This window comes from Thermohahella caldifontis (assembly GCF_041153465.1).
Lineage (GTDB): Bacteria > Pseudomonadota > Gammaproteobacteria > Pseudomonadales > Oleiphilaceae > Thermohahella > Thermohahella caldifontis.
The window spans coordinates 2666760-2690018 of sequence record NZ_CP154858.1; the positions used below are offsets into that span (position 1 = coordinate 2666760).

A 23259-nucleotide genomic window follows, 5' to 3' on the forward strand; every position below is an offset into this window, starting at 1 on the left:
GGTGTGGATCCGTTTGCCGCCCGCCGGGCACTCCGGGCCGGGCTGCGGCCGATCAGCCGCCCGGCCTCGTCAAAGGCGAGCACGCGCCAGCGCAGGGGGCTGCCCGGATTGAGGCGCTCCAGGACCGGGCGGGACAAGGTGGTTTCAGTTCGGGTGGCGGGCAGCAGCAAACCTGCCAGGGGGGAGTGTCCGGTTCGCCTTCCGCCGTGCCGGGGAGCAGGAATTCGAGCTGGTAGGTCTGGGCGCCGGCTACCGGTTGCCAGACAAAGCGGGTGTCCCGGCTGATTTCGGCATCTGCAGGCGGTTCCTGCAGGGTGATGGGGCCGGGCTCAGCAGTGTCCGCCGGTGCCTGGGCCTGCACATAGTAGATCAACCGGACAGGGGGAAGATCTGCCTCGGGTTGCAGGATGCGAAACTGCAGGATATGCAGGCCGGGTTGCCGGGTCGGCAGTGCCGGGCTGGTGAACTGGCGCGTTGTCCGTCCCAGCCAGCTCTGGCGGTCACGGCGCAGGATGCGGTACACCGGCTGGCCAGAGGTGGACGACGGGTCCGCCACTTCCCAGACGCCTTCGAGGGTGCCGCCGCCACTGGCCGTGATTTCCACCGTGGCCATGAGGCTCTCGCCCCGGGCGATCTGGCGGACGGTGGCGCCGTCATCAAAGCGCATGTCCAGTCGGGATACGGTCAGTTCACCCGTGCCCGCGCCGGCGGGATACAGTCTGACAGTGACCTCCGGGCCCACCCGGGCGCTGCTGTCCGCGAACTGGCGGCGCAGTTCGAACCAGGGCCAGGGCTGGCCGGTGCTGTCGCGGCTATGCGTGAGCTGGCGGACCTGTCCCCGGGACAGCTGAATGACTTCGGTCAGGCGGCGGGTCTGGCCGGGATCCATGTCCACCCGGATGCTCTTGGGGATGGACAGCAGGGTCCGGGCACCGCCCGGTGTCGTGATCACCAGGCTGTCGGACCGGATCTGATCCGCACTCCCGCCGCCGGCGGTGGTCAGAACCCACATGACCTGCAGGCGCGCCGGGCCGCTGGTGGTCAGGTTGAGCGCAGTCGGCAGGGCCGTGGCGTCCTCCAGGATGGCCAGGGCCGGTCCGGCCAGAAGCAGAGCGGCGGCCAGCGCCACCCGTCGCAGTAATGTGTTCATGGCGTTCCCTCCTCACCGTAACGGAACGTGGATTGCAGGCGGATGCCGACCAGCACCTGATAGCCGTCACCCTGGCTGGCAGCGGCACTGCGGTCATCCCGGTAGCTGCCCCGCGCAAAGAGGGTGAGGGCAGGCTGGTTCGCCTGTGCGGATTGCCACGTTCTGTTGACGGAAAGTGACAGCGTGTGGATGTACTCATCCATTGAGGCGTCGCCGGTCAGCGTTCGGTTCAATTCATGGCTGAGTTCCAGATCGAGCCCCTGATCGGGAAGCCGGCCCGATATGCCCCATCCTGTGGTCAGTGCACGACTGACGGCCTCCGGTCCGAACTGGTGTGTCCGATCCCAGCTCAGTCGTGCATTGAGTGACCAGTCCTCCGGTATGGGCAGGGTCAGGCTCAGCTGCGGCTGATTGCGGCGATAGTCCGCAGCGCCGGCCGTGTCATCCTCAAACCTTTCCCAGCGGTAGCCGGCCTGCCACTGCAGCCAGTCCGGGTTGCCGTTCAGTTGCAGGGTCAGGGCCCTGAGCGTCTGGTCGACCGGGTAGCCGCCCCAGGCAGAGGGAATGTGCACATGCTGCTGGTGTGACGCTTCAAGCCCCGTATCCAGGGTGACGTTCTGCCACAGGCCACCGCCGGATGCCGCGTCCGGCAGGTTGCGGGAGGCGAGCAGGGAAACCCGGTCCTCGCGCAGTACCGGGCGCGAGTTGTCGCCCGTGACATTGTCTTCCTCCCGGCTCAGACCGATCTCAACGCCGAGCCGGGGACCCTGCCAGCGGGCCTGGCCCAGCACGCCGGTCTTGTCGGCCGGCAGGCCGGTGTTGCCCGGGCTGTAGAAATCCGGTTGCACCCGCATCCACTCCACCCCTGCGCTTTCCCAGCCACCGTCTTCTGGCGCCGAGGGTTGCCAGCGGATGCCCAGGCGGTAGGCTTCGTCCGTGAAGCGGGGCAGGGTGCTGTCCGTGGTATCGAAGTCCGTGCGGCTGATGGCTTGCCCGGCATGCACGGCCAGCGCCGTACCGGGAACCGACAGAACGAGATCCGAGGCCAGCACCCGGCTTTCCAAGGTGGGCGTGTAGGTGAAATCGCCGGATGGATTGCCCTCGCCGGCCAGCCAGGTCAGGGTCAGCAAGGGGGATCCGGGCAGGGATTGCGACGCCAGCATGACCTGCGTGCCCAGGGTGCGCTGGTCGGGGCGCGTAATGCCCAGGCCACCGTCGAAGCCGGACAATTGCGGGGTCGAAAGCACAAAGGGTTCGATCCGCAGCGCGCCGGAGAGCAAGCTGAACTGGCCGGCCAGCCCGCGGCGGTAGAGCTCCGACAAGGCCAGGCTGTTACCATTGAGACCCTGATCTCCGGCAATGAGGCGCTGTTCACCCCGACTCAGCACGAGCTGTGAGTCGGCCAGTTCGAGACGCCGGTCTTCCGGCATGATGTCCGCATTACTGTGGTGCAGCAGACCGGTGTGGCCTTCCAGCGAGACGCTGGCGCTGTTCAGGCTGCCGCTGACTTGCAGGCTGCCTTCCCGCTCCGGGTCGGGTTCGGGCATGGATGGGTCGTGGTGAGCAGCCGGCCAGGTGGCGGCCAGATCTGCGCTGCCTTCCAGTGTTGCCGTTTCGAACCAGGCGGACTGGCGGACATCGAATGTCCACACGCCGGCCTCCCGCAGCTCGCCCGATTCCGTTTCCACCACCAGCCGCAGCACATGCTGGCCGGGCGCGAGCGGGATGGCCGGGGTGTAGGTCAGTGCCTCCGGTGTCTGCCGGGTCAGTGCGCTGACATCGGTCTGATCCACCTCCAGATACCAGCTGGCGATGGATCCGGAAAAGTTTCCGGGCAGGCGGATCACCAGGGCCGTGCGGGGTGAGAAATAGCTGCTGTCCGGATCCGTGAGTTCGGGTTCGGGCGGGGGAGCGGCCAGCGCCACGCCGCAAAGAAGGCCGACGCAAAGACCGGTCATTAACCTGGAGCGGGTCATGGTTCGGGTTGTCCTGTCTTGTTCTTGTTGTCTGCCCTGCAGGCGTCGGATGCGTGCGGGGGACAGTGTGTCGGACTCATTTTCAAACATTTCTCAAAAAATTTGAACCGATTTGATCGGGCAGACGACACAGGGGATGAACAGGCAACACAAACAGGGGCCTGTAATTCAACCCGAGAGGAGATCAGAACATGAACATCGGCAAACTGTATCGTTCAGTCACCAAACCTTTCTGCAGCGTGGCGCTTGTCGCCCTGTCCATGAGCGTGCCCAGCCAGGCCCATGCCTGGGCTGCCTATCTGCTGCGGGACAACCACTGGGCCATAGAGTGCATGGACGGCACGCTCTGGAGCTACAACGGCAGCGGTAACGGCCTGTCGACAGTCGGCCCGGCGCTGTGTGCAGACCACGGCGGTTTGGCGGGCCCCGGCGGCAGTACACCACAGGTGGTGAAGGCACCCGGCGAGGTCCGTCGTGTGGTGGAAGGGGGCTGCACGGATCCGGTATTCAGCAAACTGAAGCTTCCCGGCCAGGCCAGCCAGTGCCGGGGGCCGGGCAAGGCTCATCCGAAACCCATGGGCGCCAGCCGCAACTGACCGTTGTCCGGAGAATCCCGTGCCTGAAGCCCGGCCCTGTCCGGGCTTTATGGTGTCAGCCGGTAGTGACGCCGGGCCGGCCGTGGTGCGTCCTCTCATGGCACAACAGGCCGGTTGCGGATACAATGGCGCAGCCACCGGGAGGATGTCATGCTCAGCTATCAGCACGGGTTCCATGCCGGCAATTTTGCCGATGTCCACAAGCACTGGATCTGTGCCCGGGTGCTGGATGCCCTCTGTGCCAAGCCCAAGCCCTGGATGTGGTATGAAACCCACGCTGGCCGGGCACTGTATGACCTGCACAGCGAGCAGGCCCGCAAGACGGGCGAGGCGGATGAAGGTATTGTCCGGTTGTTGGCCGCGGGTGATGCACCGGAAGTGTTCGGGAGCTATCTGTCCGTCCAGCGGTCGGTCAATGATGGCGAGACGCTGCGCTGGTATGCCGGTTCGCCACTGCTTGCGGCCAGACGCGAGCACGAGGGGCGTGCACTGACCCTGTGTGAGCTGCACCCGGGCGAATGGACGCACCTGAAACAGGCGCTGGCCGGCGTGCGCTCCTGTCACCTGCATCATCGGGACGGCTTCGAGGGCATCGCCGCACTGGTGCCGCCGGCGCAGGGCCGGGGCGCGATACTGGTGGATCCCAGCTATGAAGACAAGGCGGACTACACCCGCATCCCCCGCTGGGCAAAGGGGGTGTTGCGGCGTTGGCGGGGTGCCGTCATCGCGGTCTGGTATCCCATCCTGGCCGTGCCGCACCACCGGGATCTGCTCATGGGCCTGAAGGCCCAGGGGCTCCGCCATGTCTGGCGCAGCGAGCTGATCCGGACCCCCGGGGCGGACAGCCGTCAGCGCATGCTGGGCAGCGGCATGGTGCTGATCAATCCGCCCTGGCGGCTGGCAGACGACATCGCTTCCGGCTGGGACTGGCTGGTGGAGACACTCAAGGCAGATGCTGAAGCCAGTACCGGCAGTCAGATCTGGATTCCAGAATGAGCAACAGGCAGGAACCACGTGAAAAACATTGAAACGATGGCCCGGCACTACACCGGGATTCTCGAGGCGCTGGGTGAGGATGTTTCCCGCGAGGGACTGCGTGATACGCCCATGCGTGCAGCCAAGGCCATGGCGTTTCTGTGCCGCGGATACGAGCAGCGGCTGGAAGACATCGTCAACAACGCCATTTTCGAGTCCGATAACGACGAAATGGTGCTGGTGAAGAACATCGAACTCTATTCGCTCTGTGAGCATCACATGCTGCCCTTCATCGGGCACTGCCACATCGCCTACATGCCCAATGGCAAGGTGCTGGGACTGTCCAAATTTGCCCGCATCGTGGACATGTTCGCCCGGCGCCTGCAGATTCAGGAAAATCTGACCAAGCAGATTGCCGAAGCGGTACAGGCGGTCACGGATGCCAAGGGCGTCGCCGTCGTCATCGAGGCCCGTCACATGTGCATGATGATGCGCGGGGTGGAAAAGCAGAACTCCGCCATGACCACCTCCGTCATGCTGGGCAATTTCCGCAAGAATCCGGCCACCCGGGCCGAGTTTCTCAATCTGGTTACGAAGTGACACCGGATCGCTGAGGTGATTTCGCAGCCTGCCTGCTATGCTTTGAGAAACGTCAGTTTCCGGAGCGCAGGTATTGAGAGCGATCGGGTGGGCCCTCTGTTTCGTGTTCAGTCTCTCGGGGTGCAGTGAAACCCTGAGCGACTGGGTGCGCCTGAGCGATACCACGGCCCGTTCGGCCTCGCAGGGCAGCATCTCCCGCCAGCTTGCGCTCAATGACTGGCAGTGGCAGCTCAGTGGTACGCTCAACCTGAGCTACGATGCCGATCTCTACGACGTGGATCTGTTCGATACCCCCCAGGCCGACATTCAGGCGCTGCGTGAGCGGGGGGTGACCGTACTCTGCTACTTCTCCGCCGGCACCGTGGAAGCCTGGCGTTCGGATGCGGTACTGATTCCGGAAGAGGCTCAGGGGAACACCTTGCCGGACTGGCCCGACGAACGCTGGCTGGATACCACCCGTAGTGAAGTACGGGACGTCATGACGGCCCGCATGGATCTGGCAGTCAGCAAGGGGTGCCATGGCATCGAGCCGGACAATCTGGACGGTTACGACAATGACAACGGGCTATCGCTGACCGCCGGGGATGCCCTCGACTATGCCCGGTTTCTGGCCAGGGAGGCTCATGCCCGGGGCCTGATCGTGGCCCAGAAGAATGTCTGGGACCTTGCTGCCGATCTGGTGAGCGACTTTGATCTGGCCGTTTCCGAGTCCTGTTTTGCCCAGTCCGCCTGCGACAGCTGGGCACCCTACTTGGAGGCGGGCAAGCCCGTCCTCAACGCGGAGTATGCACAGCAGTGGGCAGAGGATGCTGAAGCCCGGGCGGATCTGTGTGCCCGTTCAGCACAGCAGGGGCTGCTGACGCTGGTACTTCCGACGGAACTGGATGACCGGTTCCGCTACAGCTGTCAGACGCCCTGAGGGCGCGCAGCATGGCATCGGACAGCACACGGCTGGCCTGTTCGATGCCGGTATTGCCGAACAGCCGGTTCATCTCGATTACATACGGGTGATTGCCCACCATGGCAATGTCGAAGCCGGCGTGATCGATTCCGAAGGTGCGCGCCAGCGTGCGGGCCAGCTCCACCCCGGCTTCCGGGATGTCGGTACGAATAATCTCGCCGCCGCGGGCGACGTTGTTGTGAAAGCCGGACTGTCCCTTGCGCCAATAGGCCGTCACGACCTCATCACCGACGATCACGACCCGCAGATCCCGGTCGATGGGCAGGTACTCCTGGACATAGAGCACGTCGGTCATTCTGACGTAGCGCTGCCAGTCGAACTCGCTCTCGATGAGAAACACGCCCTGACCTTCACTGCTGCGCGGCAGCTTGGCCACGAAGGGCAGCCACATGCAGTCCCAGGCCAGTTTCTGATTCTCCGGCGTGTTGCCGAGAATCAGGGTTTCCGGCACATGAGCCGGCAGGGCGGCCGTGAATGCCCGGGTCTGGGCAATCTTGTCGATGCCTATGTGATAGCTGGCGGGACTCGGAAAGATACGCTTGCGCAGGCCATAAATCAGGGTGTTGAGCTGCCAGTATTCCGGAAACAGGACCCAGTCCGCCTCCCGGATCAGTTCCAGAGCAGACAGATACTGTTCGGGTTTGACGTGGCGGACGCCCGGCAGGTTCAGCGTGCGATACGGATCGAAACTCACCAGCTTCATTCAGCATCACTCATGCGGAAAAGTGGCGATATTTTGTTCGCTTTCGGGGGCCTGTCAAGTGTTCCGGATGCAATAAAACAAAAATCCCGGCAGGTGCCGGGCAGTCAGCGTTCAAGCAGAGAGATGAAATGAAGGGCCTGGCGGCCCCGGCAGGCATCAGCAGTAGTAGATGCTGTTCAGATATTCTTCCAGAGCCTGAAGATTGGCCTGTTCTTCTTCAGTCGTCGGTACACAGATTTTGATGTCATCAGCCATGGTGATCCTCCCGGTGTTTCAGTGCTGTGATGTCAGGGTTTACTCTACGCATCCGGGGCGCCAGCGTCTTGACCGCCTGTTTTAACTTTTTGACATTTCGTTGCAGACCGGGCTGACTGAGCCATACGGATGACTGGCAAAACCCCCGGGGGCTTTGTAAGCTGAGACCATGACAGCCGAAGAACCTTTCATATATCAGGTAGCCGTCTCCTCGGTCCGGACCCTGCTGGACTGGCTCGGCGAGCAGGGCGTGAAAGCCGCCGAACTCGCCCGTCAGGCGGGGCTGGACGCGGAGACACTGCTCAGTCAGACGGACGCCTGGGTGCCGTTCAGCCAGTATGTCCGGCTCTGGGAACTGGCCGAGGCGGCGACCGGCGATCCGGCCATTGGTCTGCACGTGGGCGAACGGGTGGACGAACGTCGCATGGGGGTGATGGGGCACATCATCTTCAACAACCGCACCCTGCGTGATGCACTGACCCAGTATGCCCGTCTTTCGGCACTGATGAACGAGGCGGTGGTGGCCTCCTTTGCCGTGGAGAATGCCCGCGCCATCATCCGCTTCAGCGTGGCGGAGCCGGACCTGTACTGTCGCCAGAACATGGACCGCGTCCTGTCCATGGCCATCACCCGGGCGCGGCGGTTTGTCAGTCCCCGCCTGATCATGGAGCAGGTGACCTTTGCCCATCCGGCGCCGGGCTACGTGTCCGAGTACGAACGGATCTTTCAGTGCCCGGTGAGCTTTGATGCACCGGTGTGCAGCATCGTGTTCGACGCGGGCTACCTGGACTACGAGCTGCCCCAGCGCAATCCCTATCTGCACAAGGTGCTCACCAGCCAGCTCGAATCCCTGCTTGCCCGGTTGCCGTTCCGCCGGTCCCTGGCCGACAAGGTCAGAGGCCTCATCCGCAAGCATTTGCCGAGCGGGCGGGTGGATGCGGAATTCATTGCCGCAGAGCTGGCCATGTCCCGCCATACCCTGTACCGGAAGCTGAAGGCAGAAAATGTGGTGTTCCAGGAACTGGTGGACGAAGTGCGCCTGGAGCGGGCAAAAGCCTATCTGCAGCGCGACAAGTACAGCCTCTCCGAGATCGCCTTCATTCTGGGATTTTCCGAGCTCAGCGCCTTCAGCCGGGCGTTCAAGCGCTGGACCGGCCAGACTCCGGCCCAGTTCCGTCAGCATGCCCGGCGCCGGCGGTTGCGCCGCCGCTGAGCGGTCAGTTCAGTCCCTTTTCCGGGGCGAGGGTGGACGGCGAGCCCAGGGCTTCATGCACTCGTCCGGCGATCCGGATGGTGTTCAGATCCCGCCCGGCACCGGCCAGTACCTGCATGCCGGCCGGCAACCCGTCCACGAAACCGGTGGGAACCGTGGTGGCCGGCAGGCCCAGCAGGGTGGCCGGAGTGATCCACAGACAGGTGGAGAAGTAAGGGGCTGGTTTGCCGTCAATCTCCAGGGTGCGCCGGTGGAAGGGCCGGTGATCATGGGGAAAGGCCACCGTGGGCGCCACCGGCATCAGGACCGCATCGAAGTCCTGCAGGGCGGCGTGAAACTTCTCGCGCAGGCGCTCGCGGCGCTCGTGCAGATGCACCCATTGGGCATGGCTGAGATGGCTGCCGCGCGCAAAGGCCTCCATGAACGGTGCCTGAGTCCGGGCAAATGCCGGGATGTGCATCAGCCATTCCAGCAGCCGCAGGCGCAGCCGGTCCGCCCGGTCCATGGACAGGGCAATGATGCTGCCCAGCATGGCCAGATAGATGGGCAGGATGTTTTCCAGACGGAACAGGGCATGATCGGCCAGATTCACGCACTCCATCCCCTGTGCGGACAGCCTTTTCCGAACGTCTTCGAAATGCCTGGCCAGACCGCTGGCCAGGGGAGCATGAGGATCCGCCACCCAGAACCCCAGCCGCAGTGGCCGGTCGGGGAGCGTGTCCCGAAGCCGGATTTGCCAGTGGGGGGAATCAATGGGCCGGGGACGGGCCAGCACCTGCAGTGCCAGTGCCAGATCCTCGGCCGAGCGTGCCAGCGGTCCGCCTTCCGCCAGGTCCGGCTGAGACACCGTGCCGGGCGGCCCCGGCACATGGCCGCGCATGGACAGCAGATCACGCGTCGGCTTGTGGCCGAACACGCCGCAGAAGTGTGCCGGAATCCGGATGGAGCCGCCGATGTCGCTGCCGAGCTCAAGGGGCGTCAGCCCGGCGGCCAGGGCCGCTGCGGCACCGCCGGAGGAGCCGCCGGGGGTGCGGGCACCATCCCAGGGGTTGCGGCTGGTCCCGTAAACCCGGTTGAACGACTGCCAGTCCGAAGCCATGTAGGGCGCATTGGTCTTGCCGAGAATGACGGCTCCGGCATCCACCAGCGCCTGCACCGTATCCGCATGACGGCGGGCACGGTTGCCGGTCAGGGAAGGGGCTCCGGCACAGGTGACTTCACCTTCCACGTCCCAGGTTTCCTTCACCGTCATGGGCAGACCATGCAGGGGGCCCCGGATACGGCCTTCGGCCCGCTCCCGGTCACGCTCACGGGCTTCGGCCAGGGCCGCTTCCGCACGCTGGCTCACGACGGCATTGAGCCCCGGATTGAGTCTGGCGATGCGCTCCAGCAGTTGCCGGGTCAGTGTCTCGCTGGTCACGCGGCCGTCCTGCATGGCGGCCAGCAAGTTGGTTGCGGATTCAGTGCAGTGCATGGTTACCGGTTTCCGTGTATGCGGATGCGGGGCTGATCAGCAAGGCGATGAGCACCGTGATCAGTGTGCCCGACAGAAAAAGAATCAATGGCAGCCGGGACTGGCTTTCGGCGACAAATCCGGACGTGGGCCGGATGCGCATCAGCCACTCCCGCCCGGGCAGCGTGAGGACATTGGTGTACAGCCACTGCTGAGCTTCCCCGTCGGTGCCGGACAGATCGGCCTGGCCGGCTGCGACCACCGGCTCGCTGGTATGCCAGGCCAGGTCGTAGAGTTCGATACGCAGGGGATCGTGTGTAAAGCGGTGCATCTGATTGGTCAGCCAGCGCTGCAGATCCAGACTGACCGCATACAGGCCGGCCGGCCAGGAGGACTCACCGGCGGAGTCCGTGACCCGGAAGGCAGGCACCAGGATACGGACCTCGCCCCGGTAATCCGGCTCGCTGCTGTTGAGCTGTGTCACCGCAGTCACCCTGGGCATGCGGCCCGTCCAGGCCTCCGCAAGCATGGCGCTGATACCGGGCGTGCGTGAAAAGTCGGCGGTTTCGAGCCGCACCCGATAGCTGGCCGGGCTGGCATCGGCGATGCGGAACGCCGGCGGGTTGTCCGCAGGGGGGTCAGGTACCATCCACTCCAGAGTGCTGACAGCCGGCCAGGCGGCCTGCAGGGTCTTCAGCCGGTTGCTCAGCGGGCGGGACGGGGGAGAGGTCAGCAGGCTGCATGCCGCGATCAGGCTATCCAGGTCATGGCGCAGCGCCAGGTACCGTGAGGTGGCTGCTTCCACAAAATGCTCGCGGGCATGCTGCCAGTGCCGGTTGGAGACCAGCCAGGTGGCCATGGCCGACAGGCTGAATCCCACAATCAGAACAAAGGCTGCGGGCAGGCTGAGTGCAAATCCGTTTCGCTGCATCGGAGATCATTTTGTTGTTGTCTTGGTCGGTCACTATAGGTGAGCCGGCAGGACAACTCAACTGCTACGCGAGGTCCCGGACGCCACGCAGCCGGGGGATTCGGAAAGTGCGGCTGGAGGTTGCGGCGCACTGCCCATATAATGCAGGAAGCGGGCAAAATCAATAGAACAACATGTCACTTTTTGTATCGTTTTTTCACGAATCATTCATCTGACAGGGGATCCTGTGCCAATCAGAATCTGGCTATCCGCAGTGGTGCTTTGCTGGGGCGTACTGGCCCGGGCCGGCGAGCTGGGGTTCTATTACGGTCACCGCCCGGACCCTTCCGAGTGGCAGCATCTGAACATGCTGGTGCTGCAGCCGGATCAGGTGGATGACCGCGCACTGAAGGGCCTCCGCCAACGGGGTGTCCGGCCGCTTGCCTATATCAGTATCGGTGAGGTGGCGCGTGATGCGGATTACCTCGGCCGCCTGCCGAAGTCAGCGCTGCTGACCGATAACGAGGCCTGGAACTCCGTGCGCCTTGACCTGCGGCGGCCCGAAGTGCGTGACTTCATCGTCAGGGAATTGGTTCAGGCGGCGCGGGAGCGCGGATTTGATGGGGTCTTCCTGGACACGGTGGACAGCTTTCATGCTCTGCCGGGGGCGGTGCAACCGGCGTTCCGCGAGGGCGTGGTGGCACTGATCCGCTCGGTTCGCGAGGCCATCGGAGACGGGCCGCTGTGGATCAACCGGGGCTTTGACATGCTGGATGCGCTGGCACCGCTGGTCAATGGCGTCGCCTTCGAGTCTCTGTACAGCGGTTACGATGCAACCAGCGAGACCTACCTGCCTGTTCCGGAGGCGGATCGTGACTGGCTGCGTCAGCAGATCCGCAGGGTCATCCAACGGGGACTTCCGGTGGTTGCCATCGATTATCTGCCGCCGGACCGTGTCGCCGAAGCACCGGCTCTGGCGCGAAAGATTGAAGCGGACGGCGCACAACCCTGGATTACCGATGCCCACCTCACCCGGGTCGGGCACAGTCATGTGACGCCGCGGCCACGCAAGGTGCTGGGCATTTATGAATCCCCCCACGGTGATATCGACAAGTCGGGGCTGCATCTTTATACCGCCACGCCCCTGGAGTATCTGGGGTTCCATTATGATTACCTGCCCGTTACCGGGGACATGCCCACCGACGATCTGGCAGGCCGCTATGCCGGGGTGGTGGTCTGGCTGGAAGGTGAGGCGCCCACGGAGAATCTCTGCCATTTCCTCCGGCGAGCCCGGGAAGAGGGGCTGTCTGTGGTGTTCATGGCGGGTATCCCTGCAGATCCGGACTGTGAGGCAGTAGCCGGTGTCACCACAAGCCGTACCCCGGTTGGCCGCATGCGTCTCGGCGCGACACGCCACGGTGCGGGGCAGTTCGAGGGCCGGATACGTGTCCGTCAGCTGGGCATGACCCCGGTACAGCTCCAGGATCCGGCCGGGGGGATATCTGGGTGGACGTTCAGGACAGTCAGGGCACATCCTTTCCCCAGGTTGCCGTCACGGCTGCGGGGGGCTTTGCCCTGCGTCCCTATCTCTTTGAAGAGACCCCGGACGAAAACCGTTACTGGCTGTTTGATCCGGTCCCCTTTCTGCGCCAGGCCCTCAGACTGCCGATGCTGCCGGCACCGGATGTCACCACGGAAAATGGTCGCTGGGTTTTGTTGGCTCATATCGATGGGGATGGCTTTGTCTCGCGGGCCGAAATCAGAGGGACACCGCTTGCTGCCAAGGCCACCCTGGATGAAGTCCTGAAGCGTTTTCCGATTCCTCATACGGTGTCCATCATCGAGGCGGAAATTGCACCTCACGGCCTGTTTCCGCAACTGAGCCGGGAGGCCGAGGCCATCGCCCGGGAAATCTTCCGCGAGCCCTATGTGGAACTGGCCAGCCATGCATTCAGTCATCCCTTTGTCTGGCGGCATCTGGAAGGGCGAACCGACCTCAAGCAGGATGTCTACGGCTGGAACATGCCGGTACCCAATTACACCCCAACCGTTGAGCGGGAAATTGCGGGCTCGGTGGACTACATCAACACCCGGCTGGCACCGCCTGACAAGCGGGTGAAGGTCTTTCTCTGGAGCGGCGATGCCATTCCCGGAGACCGGGCGCTGGCGCTGACCGAGGCACTGGGGCTGGAGAACACCAACGGCGGCGACACCAAGGTGCTGCCGGAAACCAACAGTCTGACTCATGTGTGGCCCATCGGACGGCCACGCCCCACCGGCCTGCAGGTCTATGCGCCGGTCATGAACGAGAATGTTTACACCAATCTCTGGCAGGGGCCCTATTACGGGTACCGGGATGTGATCAAGACTTTTGAATTGCTGAATGCACCGCGCCGGCTGAAGCCCATGGATATCTACTACCATTTCTACTCGGGCTCCAAGTATGCCTCGCTGAACGCCCTGATCGAAGTCTATACCTGGGCGCTGAAGCACCCGGTCACCCCCATGTATATCAGTGAGTATGCCCGCCGTGCCCGCGGATTCTATGATGCCCGCTGGACGGAAGAGGGTCCCGGACAACTGAGGCTGCACAGTGCCTGGCCGGTACGGACGCTGAGAATGCCTGTCAGCGAGGGCTGGCTGACCGGACCGGGTGTCCTGGGCTGGCAGGACAAGGACGGTGAGCGCTATGTTCACCTGGCACCGGAGACGGGCGCCCTGACGCGACAGCGTCAGCAGCCGGCCGGCCCCTGGCTGGCATCCGCCAATGTGATCTGGGACCGGGTGGTATCCGTCCGGGACAACGGCCGCTGGCAGCTGGATTTTGATTTCCATGCAGGCCAGCCGGGAGAGCTGCAGGTGCGGGCTGCGCGGGAATGTGTCCTGAAAGGCTCAGGGGCGCCGGCAACCTACCGTGCAAAGACCGGTATGGTCACGGTACCGCTTGGGCAGCAGCAGGGAGTCGGTTACCGCCTTGAGTGTCGATGATCCGAGGGAAATACCGCGCAAGCGGGAACACCTGATCCACCCGGTCGGTCTGCTGGTCCTGGCGGGGACCATCACGCTGATTCTGTATGTCATGTTTCCGCGGGACACGGTATTTACCACCAGCGATGCCCTGGCGCGTCCGGACGCCCTGTCCATTGCCTACCTGCGTGTCCTGCTGCGTTCGGATCCGGACAACAGCGAGGTACGCCTGCATCTCATCCGCCAACTGCGCCTGACCGGCCAATACCGGGAAGCGCTCGCACTCATGGGACCGTTGCTGGACGACCCGGTGCTGGGCACATCGCCGGAAGTCTTCAGCGAATACATCAACCTGCTGGCGCAGGACATGTTCAGCCGCACCCGGCCCGACGAGAAGGTTCAGGCACAACGTCGGCTGGAACTTGCCCTGCGGCGCATGACCCGCATGCCGTGGCCGGAGGACCGGATTCGGGCCACGCTGGAACTGACCCGCAACTGGGTCCGGCCTTCCACCAGGGTTGAACTGCTGGAGTGGCTGCTGGCCAGGACACAGGATGCCGGGGAGCGCCTGGCGCTGCATCAGGAACTGGCCACCCTGTATGCGGGGCAGGGCGATATCGACAGTGCGGAGTCACATCTGAATCTGGCCTGGGAGATGGCGCCGGATGGCCGCAAGCCGGCGCTGGCACTCCGCCTGCTGGATATTCTGCTGGCCAGTGGTGATCCTTACCGGGCGCTGATCCGGGTGCCCGGATTGATTCAGCATCATCCGCTTGATCGCCGCCTGCTGGAAAAAGGCCGCTCGATTGCCCTGCAGGCCGGGCGACCCGATCTGGCGCTGCAATGGCAACGCCAGCGCTATGCCCTGACGCCGGAAGACAGTGCTCTGGCCTGGGCACTGATGGAGGCGGAACTGGGACAGGGGCATCTGGAGGCCGCCCGGGAGCTTGTCCCCATCGCCTCGAAGCAGGCCCACACCCCGGAGCGGGTCAGGCGCATTGCCCAGATACTCACGTGGAGCGGAGACCCGAATGCGGCCTTTGCCTGGTGGGAGCGCTACGCCAGCATGACCCGGCGGGAAGCAGACCGGGAATTTCTCTGGAAGCAGGCCATCGGGCTGTACCGGCTGAATGATGCCCGTCGCATTCTGGAGTCCATCGCGGCGCAGCGACCGCTGACCCGGGCCGAGCGTGAAGAGCTGTTCGGGCTTTACCTTGACGTGGGCGATACGGCGGCGGCCCGGGCCATGCTGGAACGCGAGCGTGCCCGCAACCCGGATGAAGCCAGCCTGACCCAACAGCTCTACAGCCTTTACATTGACCTGCGTGACTGGCCCGCAGCAGTCCGGCTGCTGGAAGCGGAAGAACAGGCGGGCAGGCTGACGGCGGAGCAGCGGCTGGAACTGGCGAATCTGACCTGGCTGCTGCGCCGGCCGGAACAGGCCCTGACCGTGCTGGATCGGGCTCCGCCGGATGAGCGTAATGCGGCATACTGGGACTTTCGCCTGCAATTGGCGGTATATCTGGAAGACTTTGATGATGCTGCCAGTTCACTGACACATCTGATGGCACTCCCGGATGGCATGGCAGCGCTCAGTGTGGAAGACTTTGCCAGCGTCGGCAGCGGTCTGGCCCTGACAGGACGGTATGGGGAGGCCGCCAGGCTCATGTGGGCGGCCGGTCAGCGAAACCAGCGAACCGATATCCTTCTGCGTGCGGTCCAGCTCGCCATGGAAGCCCGGCTCTGGCAAGAAGCCGGCGAGTGGCTGGCAACCATGCCGGTTCCCGGAACCGATGCGGAACGTGCGCTCTGGTGGGGATTGAAGGCCCGCCTGGCGGCGCATCAGGGGCATCAGGACCGGGCCATCGGCTACTGGGAGCAGGCGACCATCTATGCGCCCGACGACCCCAACTACCGTGATGCCTTCATGTGGGCACTGATCGGCGCTGCCCGCGGTCATGCGGATACCCTGGCGTCCTATCTCAATTATTACCGGCGTACCGGCGTCGATGACAGCCGCCTCTGGCCCCTGCTGGCCTATGGTTACATGGCCCTGGGGGATACCACGCAGGCGTTGGCCTGGTTCCGCCTCGGGCTGCTGGCGTACCAGAGAGACGTGGACTGGCTCATGGGCATGGCGGAGGCCTTTCATCTGGCCGGATACGAAGATTACGCCCAGCGACTCAAGCGTCATGTCTGGCGGACGCTGGCGCCGCGTCTGCAGGCGGGGCTGACACTGGATAACGAACGATCCGGACAGGCGCTGCGGCTGGCCCATGAATATGCCGGACCAGAAGTGGCCGACCGGGCCTTGACGCAGCCGGGGATTACGCTGACGGACGATGAGCGCCTGACGCTGTTGCTTGAGTGGGCCCTGGCCGAAGGGCACCGGATTCTGGCGGATGTGTACTCTGAGCAGGCGGCCGCCAGGGCCCTGACCCTGCCCGGGTGGCAGCAGCTCGCCATGGCACTGCAGCGGAATGATGGCAGTGCACTGGAAAAGGCCCTGGCCGATTTTGATAATCTGCCGCTCTCGGATGCCACCCTGGCCCGGTTCCGGCTCGGGCGGCGAACTCAGGCCCTCACCTATGGGCTCACGGCCCTGACCGATACGCTGGATGAAACCAACGTCTCCCAGGTGCGTGCCCTGGTGGCGACCCTGCGTACGGGGCTGGAGGACGGGGTGCGGATCCTTCACCGGCGACAGAAGCGGGACGTGCTCACGCTGGCCAGCTGGGGGTTCACCTGGGCGGAATTGCAGGATGAACAGCGCTGGCAGCTGGATCTCGACCAGCATGGGGTGACACCGGATACCAGCGTTCTGAACGCGACGGGTGACCAGCAGGACATCAGCCTGCAGTGGCAGACTTGGGGGCGTGACTGGACCCTGACCGCGACGGCGGCCTACAGGGTGCGTGACACCCGCAGTACGGCGGGGGTATCGCTGAACTGGGAGCAGGATCTGGACGAAGGGCTGCGTATCGGCGCGACGCTGAATCTCGACATGCGCCCCGACATTTCGGGTACCACTTGGGCCTGGGGACAGGAAACCGGTCTGCGCGGCCGGCTGGATTACGGCATCGACAGCCGGACGACGCTGGCCCTAGAAGCAGGCTGGCGACGTATCGACAGCGTGTATGGCCCCCGTCTCGGGCAGGGGCCGCACATGCAGGGCGGTATCACGCATACCCTGTTTGCGGAAGACCCGGCCTGGCAGGTCAGCGGCGATGTCCAGTGGTATCGCTTCAGTGGCGACCCGCTGGCGGATGCGAGACTGAACAGCCATTTTGTGGCGGCCCCCTCGGCGGACACCATTCTGCCGCGGGAGTTTGGCCGGGTGGGGGTGTCCACCCGCTGGTATCACGGTGAAGTGCACCGCATCGCCCATGAGGTCCCCTCTCCGCGCTGGCACTTCGGCGTGAATGCCGGCTATCAGTGGACGCGGGATGTGCTGGACTACGGCCTCACGGCCGGCATCGGCTGGCGTGTCACCGGGGATGATGAACTGGCCCTGAGCCTGGACTGGAGCTCCGAAACGGCGACCGGCAGCGGCCAGAGTCTGACGCTGACCTTTTCATATAACAGTTATACAGGCAGGTAAACACATGATGGCGGATCTGTTAACATGGCGGCTTTACAGGAATGGGAGGTCTCTCATGCGCTGGCCCTGGCTACTGGCAACAGTGATTGCACTGGCAGGTTGCACGACACTGCGCACCACCTCCGATACCCCGAAACTGAGCACGGCACAGCCGTGGGTGCTGTTGCCCATGGAAAATCTCGCCCAGGCACCCCAGGCCGCGGAACGGGTCGAACGCATTGCCGCCGCATTGCTGCGTGCGCGGGGTATCCGGGTGCAGGACTACCCGCGTGACACGGATACCTCCCCCTGCTGCTCACCAACGATGTGGCGCGTTACCAGAAGGCCCTCTCCTGGGCGCGACAGCAGGACGCCACCTACGGGGTAACCGGCAGCGTCAATGAATGGCGCTACAAGGCCGGGCTGGATGGCGAACCGGCCGTGGGCGTCACCCTTCGTGTGGTGGAGCTGAACACCGGCAATGTGGTCTGGACCGCCACCGGGGCACGTGCCGGGTGGGGACGCGAGGCCGTGTCCATGACCGCCCAGAAGGTGCTCGACGATCTGATCGACGACATTCCGGCAGGCCAAGACTGACTTCATGCAGGACGGCTACCGCAACCTGATCGAACGGCAGACACGCATCCCGGCCTGGGTGCGCTGGATCGAGCTGCTGGTCATCTGCGCAGTCGTACTGGGTCTGGCCTGGCTGGCCAGACCCGAGGACCCCTTCTTTCTCGGGGACCCTTTCCCTGGCCACTGCTGGCGCCGGTGCTGGTGGCGCTCCGGTATGGCTTCTTCGCCGGCTTCATTGCCGTGGCACTGGAAGCACTCATCCTGGTGGGTGTGGTGCAGCATCTTGAGCTCAATCTGGCCACCTTGCCCTACAGTTATCTGGTCGGCCTCGCCGCCACCACCATGCTGGTGGGTGAGTTCCGCGACTACTGGCAGCGCCAGATTGACGTGCTGAAACAGTCCAACGCCTACCGACAGATTCGTCTGGACGAATTCACCCGCAACTACCATCTGCTCAAGGTCTCTCATGATCGCCTGGAAATGCAGCTGGCCGGCAGTGGTCAGAGTCTGCGGGAAGCCCTGCGGCATCTCCAGCGCCAGCTCCAGAAAGCGGATACCGCCACCTTCACCCCCCAAGCGGCCAAATCCGCACTGGATATTCTGGCGGAGTACGGCAGCCTGCAGCGGGCGGCACTGCTGGTCGTGGAGGGGGGCATTCTCATGCCCGGGCCCGTGGCGGAAATCGGAGGCATGACCGAGGTGGATCTGGATGATCACCTCGTTCACCGCTGTCTCGAGATCCGCCAACTGGTCTCCATCCGCCTCGAACTGCAGGGCAAGAAACTGGATTTTGATACCCGCTATCTGGCCGTGATTCCTCTGCTGGACAGCGAAGAGACCCTGCGAGGCCTGGTGGTGGTGCAGCTGATGCCTTTCTTTGCCTTCGAGGACAAGACGCTGAGGCTGCTGGCGGTGCTGGCCGGACGCATTGCCGACTTCATGCACTTCCACGAAATGGTGCCCGGGGAAGACGATGAAGACGCCATTGTCTTCTGGGCCAACCTCAAACGGGCGCTGATTGACCGGGTGTTGTATCAGGTGCCCGGCAGCCTCATGCTCATGCGGGTCACCCCGTCCGATGAGGGCGAACGTTTCATCGAGCTGGTGGAGAGCATCCGCCGTGGGCTGGATCTGATCCTGATCCGGCAGGGCGATCCGGTTCAAGTGCTGGTGTTGCTGCCCCTCACCGACGAGCTGGGCCTGGCCGGTTATCGTCAGCGCCTCGATGACCGGGTGAGGGAAGTACTGGGACGGACCGTGCTCGATCTGCCGGTCAGCCTCCACCGCCACACCCTGTCCACGGAACAGGCACTTGCCGCCTTCCTGAAGGAGCACGGCATCCATGGTCAGTAAGTGGCTGGCACTGCAGGCAGTCATTCTCGAGAGTACCGGGCTGGTGGCCCTGTTCTCGGATGGGCCGGAGACCGATCGCCTGGCCGTGTATGTGGTCTGCCACCTGCTGGCCTCGCTGGTGCTGTCCCTGCTGATGCTGGGGCTGTTGCCGGAGCGCTACCGCCGGCCTCGGTGGCGCGTCATCGGTCTGCTGACCACCCTGCAGTTTGCCATCCCCATCATCGGTTCCGCCGGCACCGTGGCCGGAATTCTGCTGGCCCTGTACCTGCCACGCAAGGAGCGGCGCATCCCCTGGCATGAGGTGCCCATTCCCGACCTGCCCTTCAAGCCGGTACCCGTCTCGGCCCAACCACTCTACAGTCACGGCGGCCTGCAGCAGGTCTTGCGCGAGGCGGCAGATGCGGACAAGCGGGTGGGCGCCGTCATGGCCACGAAGCAGATGCACGAGCGCGACCGTATCCGTATCCTGCGTCAGGCCCTCAAGGATCCGGCGGATGATGTTCGCCTGCTCGCCTATGCCATGCTGGACGAGAAGGAAAAGGAGATCAGCGAGCGCATCATGGCGCGCCAAAAGGCCATCGAGGAAACGGAGGATGAAGAGGCCTGCCTGCCCCTGCGCCTGCAGCTGGCCCAGGACTATTGGGAAATGGCCTACCTCGGCATCGCTCAGGGGGGCGTCAAGGTGCATTTTCTCAACGAGGCGGAAAAGCAGATCAATCTCATTCTGAAGCGGGAGAGCCATCCCGCCGCCCTGCGCATGCTGGGTCGGATCAAGCTGGAACGGGGGGATTACGAGGCGGCCGAGCACCTGTTCAACGAAGCCATGCTCAATGGCATGCCCGCAGGTCAGCTGCTGCCCTATCTGGCCGAAGTGGCCTACCACCAGCGCGCCTGGGGGAAGCTGATCAGTTACCTGATGGCCGCCCGCGTGACCGGGCGCGTGCACCCGTCATTCCGTCCGATTCTTCACTACTGGCTGGGACCGGAAACCGGCAAGGAGTCCGCGCATGGCAAAAACGCCTGAACGACCCATCGCGGACATCGCATTGCTGCTGGAAGGGACCTACCCCTATATCCGGGGCGGCGTGTCCTCCTGGGTACACCAGATCATCAACGGCCTGCCGGATTACACCTTTGCCCTGATCTTTCTGGGGGGCGCACGGGAACACTACGGCAAGATGCAATATGAACTGCCGCCCAACGTGAAGCATCTGGAAGTCCATTACATGATGGAAACCTCCGTTCAGGGGCACCCCAAGCCCCGCAAGGGCAATCCGGTGGCCTTTGATGCCATGCGCCGCCTGCATGAAGAATTCAAGCGCAAGGCCCCGGTGGATCCGGACATCATGAAAAAGGTTTTCGAGGACCTGGGTCGCCCCGGCGGGATCAGCAAGGACGACTTCCTGTACAGCGAAGAAGCCTGGCATACCATCACCCATGACTACGAGCGCTACTGCACGGAACCTTCCTTCATCGACTACTTCTGGTCCGTGCGCATCATGCATGCGCCCCTCTTCCTGCTCGCCGACGTGGCCCGCAACATGCCTCCGGTACGGGCCCTGCACTCCATTTCCACCGGCTACGCAGGGCTGCTCGGGACCATGGTCAGTCGTCAGCGGGACTTGCCCTTCATCCTCTCAGAACATGGCATCTACACCAAGGAGCGCAAGATTGACCTGGCCCAGGCGCGCTGGATCCATGACCCGGAAGAGCCTCTCGGCGGTACGCTGCAGCAGGAGGTGGGCTACATCCGCAACCTCTGGATCCGCTTCTTCGAGGTGCTTGGGCGGCTGACCTACCAGCAGGCGGACCCCATCGTCTCCCTCTACGGAGGCAACCGGGAACGCCAGATTCAGGACGGTGCCCCGCCGGAGAAGTGCATCGTCATTCCCAACGGCATTTCCCCGGAACGGTTCGACCCGGTGCGGGCCGCCCGGCCCAAGGCCATACCCAAGGTGCTCGGCCTCATCGGGCGCGTGGTGCCCATCAAGGACATCAAGACCTTCATCCGTGCCATCCGGGTGGTCTGCAACGAGATTCCCGATGCGGAAGGCTGGATTGTCGGCCCGGAAGACGAAGATCCGGCCTACGTGGCCGAATGCAAGGATCTGGCACAGGGGCTGGGTCTGGGCGATCAGGTGAAATTTCTCGGCTTCCAGAATATTGCCGACATCCTGCCCAAACTGGGGCTGATGGTGCTGACCAGCATCAGTGAGGCACAGCCGCTGGTGATCCTGGAAGCCTACGCGGCCGGTCTGCCCTGTGTGGCCACGGACGTGGGATCCTGCCGGGAACTGATCGAAGGTGCGACGGAAGAAGACAAGGCGCTGGGCAGCGGTGGCGCCGTGGTGGCCATTGCCGATCCGGATGCCACCGCCCGCGAGTGCATCCGGCTGCTGACGGACGAGGAACACTGGTATGCGGCCCAGGCCGCCGGCTTCGAGCGCGTCAAGCGCTTCTACACGCTCGAACTCATGTTCAGGAACTACCACGATCTCTACGATGCGGCCATGGAGAAGAGCCCATGGCCGGCATAGGCTTCGAAATTCGCAAGATTCTGGAGAAGGACACCCTGCTGTCCATCCTCGAAGCCTATGGTTTTGCCGGGCTGATCGGATCCGGCCCCTGGGTGCTGTCGGTGCTGGGCGTCATGCTCATCGGTATCCTGAGCTTTGGCCTGGTGGTGCCCCAGACACTGATCGTCCAGTTTCTGGTCTCCGTCACCTACCTCATGGCCAGCAGCCTCATCCTGACCGGTGTCCTGCAACTGATGTTCACCCGCTTCGTGGCCGATCGCCTGTTCGAGAAAAAGCGGGGCATCATCCTGGCCAACCTGATGGGGGCCATCTGGCTGACCCTGCTGGCTGCCGGCATCATCGGCGCCTGCATCCTCTGGCTCTGGTTTGATGAACCGATCCTGTACGAACTGCTCATGCTGGCCAACTTCGTGGTACTCTGCGGACTCTGGATCGCGGTCATCTTCCTGTCCAGCATGAAGCAGTACATGCAGATCGTGGTCCTGTTTTTCGCGGGATACAGCATTGCCGTGCTGGGATCCCTGGCCATGACGCCCTTCGGACTGCCAGGGCTGCTGGGCGGCGTGTTGCTCGGGCACAGCTTCCTGTTCTTCAGCTTCCTGTATCTCATCATCCGCGAGTACCCGGGCACCCACTTTGTGGAGTTCAGTTTCCTGCGCCGGCGCCTGATTTTCATCTCGCTGATCTTCACGGGGTTGTTCTTCAATGCCGCCGTCTGGGTGGACAAGTTTATCTTCTGGTTCACCCCCGAGACCTCCCAGCCGGTCATCGGCCCCCTGCGCGCCTCCCTGATCTACGATCTGCCCATCTTTCTGGCCTACCTGTCCATCATTCCCGGCATGGCCGTGTTTCTGGTGCGCATGGAGGCGGACTTTGCCGAACACTACGACCAGTTCTACAACGCGGTCCGGGAGGGTGACACGCTCGGACACATCTACTACTTCAAGGATCAGATGGTCTACACGGCCCGGCAGGGCATCTATGAAATCTTCAAGGTGCAGGGCATGACGGTGGTGATCCTGCTCCTCTGGGGCGAGGATATCCTGCGCCTGATCGGCATTTCCCCCCTGTATCTCAGGCTATTTTACGTGGATGTGATCGGGGTCAGCATCCAGGTGCTGCTGCTGGCCATTCTCAACGTCCTGTTCTACCTCGATTACCGGCGCCTGGCGCTGGGCCTCACGGCTTTCTTTCTGGTTGCCAACGCTTTCCTCACCTGGCTCAGCATTCAGCTCGGCGCCGCATTCTTTGGCTATGGCTTTGCCGTCAGCGTGGCCCTCACGGTCATCATCGGGCTCTGGCTGCTGTCCTGGAAGATGGATCGTCTGGAGTACGAAACCTTCATGCTTCAGGGCCGCTGAGCCGGTATTCAGGGGCCGGAGCGGCGTGGCGCGCTGCGTCCGGCTGAAACCCGCGCTTGATCCGGAGCGCCGCGGTTCCCTATAATCCGGTCG

At 63.6% G+C, this 23259-nt stretch carries 17 protein-coding genes and 1 pseudogene; 13 read left to right on the plus strand and 5 right to left on the minus strand.

Annotated elements, in window-relative coordinates; translation table 11 throughout:
- Positions 1-52 precede the first annotated feature (52 nt).
- On the minus strand, positions 53-1150 hold the full coding sequence (locus AAIA72_RS12875; RefSeq protein ID WP_369600713.1) for a hypothetical protein: 1098 nt from the start codon (positions 1148-1150) through the stop codon (positions 53-55).
- Positions 1147-3126 (minus strand): hypothetical protein, encoded by a 1980-nt coding sequence (locus AAIA72_RS12880; protein WP_369600714.1) that lies wholly within the window; start codon positions 3124-3126, stop codon positions 1147-1149. Before AAIA72_RS12880 ends, AAIA72_RS12875 begins: the two co-directional genes overlap by 4 nt.
- Positions 3127-3317: 191 nt before the next feature.
- On the opposite strand from AAIA72_RS12880, the gene AAIA72_RS12885 reads away from it, so the two are divergent.
- The 4 genes and pseudogenes from AAIA72_RS12885 to AAIA72_RS12900 all read left to right on the plus strand — a co-directional run.
- Positions 3318-3722 carry a hypothetical protein gene (locus AAIA72_RS12885; protein ID WP_369600715.1) on the plus strand — a complete coding sequence of 135 codons (405 nt, stop codon included), beginning with the start codon at positions 3318-3320 and terminating at the stop codon, positions 3720-3722.
- A 150-nt stretch (positions 3723-3872) separates the two neighbouring features.
- A complete protein-coding gene (locus tag AAIA72_RS12890; protein WP_369600716.1) occupies positions 3873-4718 on the plus strand; it encodes a 23S rRNA (adenine(2030)-N(6))-methyltransferase RlmJ in 846 nt (281 codons plus the stop codon).
- A gap of 36 nt (positions 4719-4754) precedes the next feature.
- Positions 4755-5297 (plus strand): GTP cyclohydrolase I FolE, encoded by a 543-nt coding sequence (gene folE / locus AAIA72_RS12895; RefSeq protein ID WP_369603005.1) that lies wholly within the window; start codon positions 4755-4757, stop codon positions 5295-5297.
- Between the two features lie 274 nt (positions 5298-5571).
- Positions 5572-6126 (plus strand): annotated as a pseudogene (locus AAIA72_RS12900) (endo alpha-1,4 polygalactosaminidase); the annotation flags it as partial.
- Here the strand turns inward: AAIA72_RS12900 and AAIA72_RS12905 are convergent.
- Positions 6071-6961, minus strand: coding sequence for a RimK family alpha-L-glutamate ligase (locus AAIA72_RS12905; RefSeq protein ID WP_369600717.1), 891 nt, complete (start codon positions 6959-6961; stop codon positions 6071-6073). The pseudogene AAIA72_RS12900 and the gene AAIA72_RS12905 sit on opposite strands and share 56 nt — an antisense overlap.
- Before the next feature lie 424 nt (positions 6962-7385).
- On the opposite strand from AAIA72_RS12905, the gene AAIA72_RS12910 reads away from it, so the two are divergent.
- Entirely contained in the window at positions 7386-8429 is a 1044-nt protein-coding gene (locus AAIA72_RS12910) for an AraC family transcriptional regulator (protein ID WP_369600718.1), read from the plus strand.
- A 4-nt stretch (positions 8430-8433) separates the two neighbouring features.
- On the opposite strand, the gene AAIA72_RS12915 is transcribed toward AAIA72_RS12910, so the two are convergent.
- Entirely contained in the window at positions 8434-9903 is a 1470-nt protein-coding gene (locus AAIA72_RS12915) for an amidase family protein (protein WP_369600719.1), read from the minus strand.
- Positions 9890-10813 carry a hypothetical protein gene (locus AAIA72_RS12920; RefSeq protein ID WP_369600720.1) on the minus strand — a complete coding sequence of 308 codons (924 nt, stop codon included), beginning with the start codon at positions 10811-10813 and terminating at the stop codon, positions 9890-9892. The genes AAIA72_RS12915 and AAIA72_RS12920 overlap by 14 nt, the downstream gene beginning before the upstream one ends.
- Before the next feature lie 226 nt (positions 10814-11039).
- Between AAIA72_RS12920 and AAIA72_RS12925 the strand changes: the two genes are divergently transcribed.
- The 8 genes from AAIA72_RS12925 (at position 11040) to pelG (ending at position 23166) form a co-directional block, all read left to right on the plus strand.
- On the plus strand, positions 11040-12599 hold the full coding sequence (locus tag AAIA72_RS12925) for an endo alpha-1,4 polygalactosaminidase (protein ID WP_369600721.1): 1560 nt from the start codon (positions 11040-11042) through the stop codon (positions 12597-12599).
- Positions 12509-13780: a hypothetical protein gene (locus tag AAIA72_RS12930; protein WP_369600722.1), complete on the plus strand. Its 1272-nt coding sequence runs from the start codon at positions 12509-12511 to the stop codon at positions 13778-13780. The genes AAIA72_RS12925 and AAIA72_RS12930 overlap by 91 nt, the downstream gene beginning before the upstream one ends.
- On the plus strand, positions 13767-17360 hold the full coding sequence (locus tag AAIA72_RS12935) for a tetratricopeptide repeat protein (protein WP_369600723.1): 3594 nt from the start codon (positions 13767-13769) through the stop codon (positions 17358-17360). The genes AAIA72_RS12930 and AAIA72_RS12935 overlap by 14 nt, the downstream gene beginning before the upstream one ends.
- 306 nt (positions 17361-17666) lie before the next feature.
- On the plus strand, positions 17667-17936 hold the full coding sequence (locus AAIA72_RS12940) for a hypothetical protein (RefSeq protein ID WP_369600724.1): 270 nt from the start codon (positions 17667-17669) through the stop codon (positions 17934-17936).
- A 174-nt stretch (positions 17937-18110) separates the two neighbouring features.
- Entirely contained in the window at positions 18111-19268 is a 1158-nt protein-coding gene (locus AAIA72_RS12945; protein WP_369600725.1) for a PelD GGDEF domain-containing protein, read from the plus strand.
- Positions 19258-20292: a tetratricopeptide repeat protein gene (locus AAIA72_RS12950; RefSeq protein ID WP_369600726.1), complete on the plus strand. Its 1035-nt coding sequence runs from the start codon at positions 19258-19260 to the stop codon at positions 20290-20292. Before AAIA72_RS12945 ends, AAIA72_RS12950 begins: the two co-directional genes overlap by 11 nt.
- Positions 20276-21805 (plus strand): GT4 family glycosyltransferase PelF, encoded by a 1530-nt coding sequence (pelF, locus tag AAIA72_RS12955; protein ID WP_369600727.1) that lies wholly within the window; start codon positions 20276-20278, stop codon positions 21803-21805. Before AAIA72_RS12950 ends, pelF begins: the two co-directional genes overlap by 17 nt.
- Positions 21793-23166, plus strand: a complete 1374-nt coding sequence (gene pelG, locus AAIA72_RS12960) for an exopolysaccharide Pel transporter PelG (RefSeq protein ID WP_369600728.1) — start codon at positions 21793-21795, stop codon at positions 23164-23166. Before pelF ends, pelG begins: the two co-directional genes overlap by 13 nt.
- Positions 23167-23259 lie beyond the last annotated feature (93 nt).